Annotated in this window: 5 protein-coding genes; 1 reads left to right on the forward strand and 4 read right to left on the reverse strand. The window is 70.7% G+C overall.

The window, feature by feature from the left end; translation table 11 throughout:
• A partial coding sequence (rsmA, locus tag VNR91_RS06885) for a 16S rRNA (adenine(1518)-N(6)/adenine(1519)-N(6))-dimethyltransferase RsmA (protein WP_325490032.1) occupies positions 1 to 764 on the forward strand: 764 nt, incomplete at its 5' end.
• Between the two features lie 176 nt (positions 765 to 940).
• Here rsmA and VNR91_RS06890 read toward each other — a convergent pair.
• The 4 genes from VNR91_RS06890 to VNR91_RS06905 form a co-directional block, all read right to left on the reverse strand.
• Positions 941 to 1453, reverse strand: a complete 513-nt coding sequence (locus VNR91_RS06890; RefSeq protein WP_325490033.1) for a hypothetical protein — start codon at positions 1451 to 1453, stop codon at positions 941 to 943.
• Positions 1454 to 1485: 32 nt separating this feature from the next.
• Positions 1486 to 2673 carry an RsmB/NOP family class I SAM-dependent RNA methyltransferase gene (locus VNR91_RS06895; RefSeq protein WP_325490034.1) on the reverse strand — a complete coding sequence of 396 codons (1188 nt, stop codon included), beginning with the start codon at positions 2671 to 2673 and terminating at the stop codon, positions 1486 to 1488.
• Positions 2674 to 2760: 87 nt separating this feature from the next.
• The gene (gene guaB / locus VNR91_RS06900; RefSeq protein WP_325490035.1) at positions 2761 to 4218 is read right to left on the reverse strand and encodes an IMP dehydrogenase; all 1458 of its coding nucleotides are present in this window, start codon (positions 4216 to 4218) and stop codon (positions 2761 to 2763) included.
• Positions 4219 to 4280: 62 nt separating this feature from the next.
• A partial coding sequence (locus tag VNR91_RS06905; RefSeq protein ID WP_325490036.1) for an HpcH/HpaI aldolase/citrate lyase family protein occupies positions 4281 to 4981 on the reverse strand: 701 nt, incomplete at its 5' end.

Consider the following 4981-nt stretch of genomic DNA (forward strand, 5'->3'; position numbering starts at 1 on the left):
GCAAGGCGCTCGGCCAGAATTTCCTGTTCGACGGCCAGTTGCTCGCGCGGATCGCGGCGGTGCCGGGCGATCTCAACGGGCAGGAGGTGCTGGAGATCGGCCCCGGCCCCGGCGGCCTGACCCGCGCGCTGCTGGCGGCCGGCGCGCGCGTCACCGCGATCGAACGCGACCGGCGCTGCATCCCGGCGCTCGCGGAACTTGGCGAGGCCTATCCCGACCAATTGACGGTGATCGAGGGCGACGCGCTCGAAATCGACGCGCCGGCGCTGTTCGCGGGCAAGCCGCATATCGTCGCCAACCTGCCGTACAATGTCGGCACCGCGCTGCTGGTCGGCTGGCTGTCCGCCGACTGGCTGCCGTGGTGGCGGAGCCTGACGCTGATGTTCCAGAAAGAGGTCGCCGACCGCATCGTCGCCGATGCCGGGGACGACGCCTATGGCCGGCTGGCGGTGCTGGCGCAGTGGCGGTCGAGCGCGCGGATCGCGATGCCGGTCCACCGATCCGCCTTCACCCCCCCGCCCAAGGTGATGTCGGCGGTGGTCCATATCTTGCCGGAGGCCGCGCCGGACGGTGTGCAGTTTCGCCGGCTGGAGGCACTGACCGCCGCCGCGTTCGGCCAACGGCGCAAGATGCTGCGGCAGAGCCTGCGCGGCGTACCGGGCGCGCTCGATGCGCTGGAGGTGGTCGGCATCGATCCGACGCGGCGGGCCGAAACCGTCGGCGTGGCGGAGTTCGTCGCGCTGGCGCGAGTGTTGAGCGCGTAGAGCGTCAGGTCGGAACCATTATCCCACCTTCCGTTCGGGTTGAGCTTGTCGAAGCCCTGCCCTTTCCTTCCAAGGAAAAGGACGGCCCTTCGACAGGCTCAGGGCGAACGGGGACGGGGTATCCCGTCTCGACATCACAACAGTGATGCCGGCCTGCGCCGGATGACGTTACTGGCCTAGTTCTTCGCCACCGTATCGGCGTTGACCGGGGACACCTGCGCGGCGGTGACCGGCGGCGGGCCCTTGGCGATCACGGCGGCCAGCGTGGTGCCCTCCGCACAGGCCTTTGCGCCGCACAGCTTGCGGATCTTGACCAGGTTCTCCTTGGCGCGCTCGACCGCGCCCTTGGCGACCAGCGCCTGCCCCTGTCCCTTCAGCGCGACGATGTCGTTCGGTTCGAGCAGCAGCGCCTCGCGATAGAGGCGGATCGCCTTGCCATCGAGATCCTGCGCGCGCGCGATATCCGCCAGCACGATGAACGCCTGCCGGTTGCGCGGGTCGACCGCCAGCGCGGTCTCGATCAGGTCGGTCGCGCCCTGAAGATTGCCCGCCGCCTGTGCCGACCGCCCCTTTTCCAGCAGCGCCAGCGAGCGCGGATCGATCTGGTCGTCGGGGCGCTGACCCTGCAGCGCGGTCGAGACGGTGAGCAGGGTGAGGCCGATGGCGGCCGCAACCGAAGTAAAACGCATGACGGACTCCCGAGGGAACATTGCCCCAAAGGCTAGCATGGCCGAATCAGGCGCGCGACAAAAAAGCCGTCAGTGGCGTCGTGCGCGGGGGTCAGTCGCAGCCCGGCACCATGGGGTCGCCCGGCGCCGGCCTGCGGCGGCTCGACCGTCCAGCCCGGATGGCGGGCAAGGAAGGCGGCGACCTGGCCGGCCCCTTCCCCATCGAGCAGCGAACATACGATATGCACCACCGCGCCGCCCGGCCTGACCAGCGTCGCGCCCAGATCAAGCAGCCGCGCCTGCGTGGCGATCAGCCGGTCGAGCCGCGCCTGACTCAGCCGCCAGCGGGCTTCCGGGTTACGGCGCCACGTGCCGGTGCCCGAACACGGCGCGTCGATCAGCACGACATCGGCCGCGTCGGTCAGGTCGGTCAGCGCGTTCGCTTCCTCATTGGGATCGAGCAGGCGGCTCTCGACGATCGTCACGCCCGCCCGCTCGGCGCGCGGGGCGAGCCGCTGGAGTCGCGCGCGATCGGTGTCGGTGGCGACGATGCGGCCCTGATTGGTCATCGCCGCCGCCAGCGCGAGCGTCTTGCCGCCGGCGCCGGCGCACAGATCGACCACGGTCATGCCGGGTGCTGCGCCCGCGACCGCCGCGACGATCTGGCTGCCGGCGTCCTGCACCTCGACCAGCCCGCCGTTCGCGGCGGGGTTCGTCTCGACCGGGGTATCGGCGGGCAGGCGCAGCGCGTCGGGCACCGCGGGGACCGGTTCGGCGCCGGGGAACAGCGCGGCGGCGTCCTCGCGACTGCCCATCAGCGTGTTGACGCGGATATCGAGCGGCGCGCGGCCGAGCAGCGCGGTAAGTTCGGCATCGTCGATCCCCGACGCCTCCAGCAGCTTGCGCAGCCACGCCGGCGCCAGACCGACGCGCGCGGCCGCCTCGCCCGGATCCACCTTCGCCGGCCCGTAGCTGCTGCCGTCGAAGGTCTCCGCGAGCGCGGGTTGCGCCTTGATCAGCGCGAGCATCGCGGCGCGCCCGCTGGGCGGGCGTTCGCCGATCAACCGGATCGCGTCATAGACCAGCGTGCGGATCGCGCGGCGGTCCTTCGACCCGGCATAGCGCCGCGCGGCGAAGAAGCGCGCGATCAGCGTATCCGCCGCCGCGCCGCCATCACGCGCGGCGGCGGTGATGCCGTCGAGCAGTTCGATCGCCGCCTGGGTGCGTGCCGCTGGGGTCATGAGGTTGTGCGCCCTACCGCCGTTCCGGCGATTTGAGGAAGGAACAGGCAGGGCGCGCCGGACGAAGGGTTCGCCCGCCGGACCGGCCTAGCGAGTCGGGTAATTGGGCGCTTCGCGCGTGATGGTGACGTCATGGACATGGCTTTCGCGCAGGCCGGCGTTGGTGATCCGCACGAACTTCGCACGCTGCTGCAGGTCGGGGATCGTCTTCGATCCGGTATAGCCCATCGCCGCCTTTACCCCACCGACCAGCTGGTGGATGACCTCGCGCGCTGGGCCCTTGAACGGCACCTGCCCCTCGATCCCCTCCGGCACCAGCTTCAGCTGATCCTTGATGTCCTGCTGGAAATAGCGGTCGGCCGATCCGCGCGCCATCGCGCCGACCGAACCCATGCCGCGATAGGATTTATAGGCACGGCCCTGGTAGAGGAACGTCTCGCCCGGCGCTTCCTCGGTCCCGGCGAGCAGCGATCCGACCATCACCGTCGACGCGCCCGCCGCCAGCGCCTTCGCGATATCGCCCGACGTGCGGATGCCGCCGTCGGCGATCACCGGGATGTCGGCGCGCGCCGCCTCACCCGCCGCTTCCATCACGGCGGTAAGCTGTGGCACGCCGACGCCGGCGACGACGCGGGTGGTGCAGATCGAGCCGGGGCCGATGCCGACCTTCACCCCGTCGGCGCCGGCACCGATCAGCGCGCGGGTCGCCTCGGCGGTGGCGACGTTGCCGGCGATCACCTGGACCCGGTTCGACAGCCGCTTGACCCGCTCGACCGCACGAGACACCTCGCGATTGTGGCCGTGCGCGGTGTCGATTACGATCAGGTCGACCTCGGCGTCGATCAGCGCCTCGGTACGCTCGAAACCCTTGTCGCCAACGGTGGTGGCGGCGGCGACGCACAGGCGGCCGCTGCCGTCCTTGGTCGCGGCGGGATAGAGCACCGCCTTCTCGATGTCCTTGACCGTGATCAGGCCGACGCAGCGATAATCGTCGTCGACCACCAGAAGCTTTTCGATCCGGCGCTGGTGGAGCTGGCGGCGCGCCTCGTCCTGGCTGACGCCGGCGCTGACGGTGGCCAGGTTCTCTCGCGTCATCAGCTCGGCGACGGGCTGGCCGGGGTTCTCGGCAAAGCGCACGTCGCGATGGGTGAGGATACCGACCAGCCGGCCATTGCCTTCCACCACCGGGATCCCGCTGATGCGGTGCCGTTCCATCAGCGCCCGCGCCTCACTGAGCGGGGCGGTCGGCGCGATGGTGATCGGGTTGACCACCATGCCCGATTCGAACCGCTTGACCGCCGTCACCGCCGCCACCTGATCCTCAAGCGTCAGGTTGCGGTGGAGCACGCCGATCCCGCCGAGCTGGGCCATGACGATCGCCATATTGCCTTCGGTGACGGTATCCATCGCCGACGACACGATCGGGATGTTGAGGCTCAGTTCGCGGCTGATCCGCGTCCGCGTATCAGCCTGGCTGGGCAGCACATCGGATTCGCCCGGCAACAGCAGGACATCGTCGAAAGTAAGGCCGAGGGGGATGTCCATGGGGCGCCGGATCCTGCGAGTCGAAGATTGGCGGCCCATGTAACCAAGGTGGGTGATGTTCGCTAGGGGGCGGCGGTCGCCCTCTCGATCAGCGCGCGGGCCTGATCGACGTGCATCGTCTCGATCATCCGGTCGCGGAACCGTTCGGCACCGCCGGTCGCCGCCTCGACCAGCGCGCGGGCGTCGGCCAGTTCCTCCGGCGTCGGGCCAAAGGCGGCGGCGGCGATGGCGATCTGGCCGGGGTGGATCAGGCTCTTGCCGTCATAGCCCATCGCCCGCCCCTCGCGGCATTCGGCGGCCAGCCCGTCGGGATCGGCGAGCGCGTTGAACACCCCGTCGATCGCCCAGCCGCCGCCGGCGCGCGCCGCCAGCACGATCGTCTGGAGCGCGAGCGTCAGCCCGCCGCGGCCGGCCGGAATGCCCCCCGCCGGAATACCCAGCGTCGCGCGCAGATCGTTGACGCCCGCGATCAGCCCGGCGACGCCCGGCACCGCCGCGATCGCCGATGCCGCCAGCACGCCGGCCGGCGTCTCGATCATCGCCAGCACCGGCTTGCCCACGGCTGCGGCGATGCGCGCGGCCTCGTCCGCCGTCTCGACCTTGGGCACCACCACGAAACCGGCGGCCGAAGCCGCGACGGCGGCGATGTCGGCGGCATGTTCCGCGGTATCGCTGGCGTTGATGCGGATCGCGACCAGCCGGTCGCCAAAGCCTTCCGCCGTCGCGACGACCGCCGCGTCGCGCGCGCTGTCCTTGTCGGCGG

Origin of the sequence: Sphingomonas sp. (genome assembly GCF_035555815.1) — a bacterium.
In the GTDB taxonomy this organism is placed as follows: domain Bacteria; phylum Pseudomonadota; class Alphaproteobacteria; order Sphingomonadales; family Sphingomonadaceae; genus Sphingomonas.

Excerpts from the sequence above, each read along its gene's own strand:
- VNR91_RS06895 (WP_325490034.1), bottom strand. The coding sequence starts at position 2,673 with ATGACCCCAGCGGCACGCACCCAGGCGGCGATCGAACTGCTCGACGGC.
- VNR91_RS06890 (WP_325490033.1), bottom strand. The coding sequence starts at position 1,453 with ATGCGTTTTACTTCGGTTGCGGCCGCCATCGGCCTCACCCTGCTCACC.
- guaB (WP_325490035.1), bottom strand. The coding sequence starts at position 4,218 with ATGGACATCCCCCTCGGCCTTACTTTCGACGATGTCCTGCTGTTGCCG.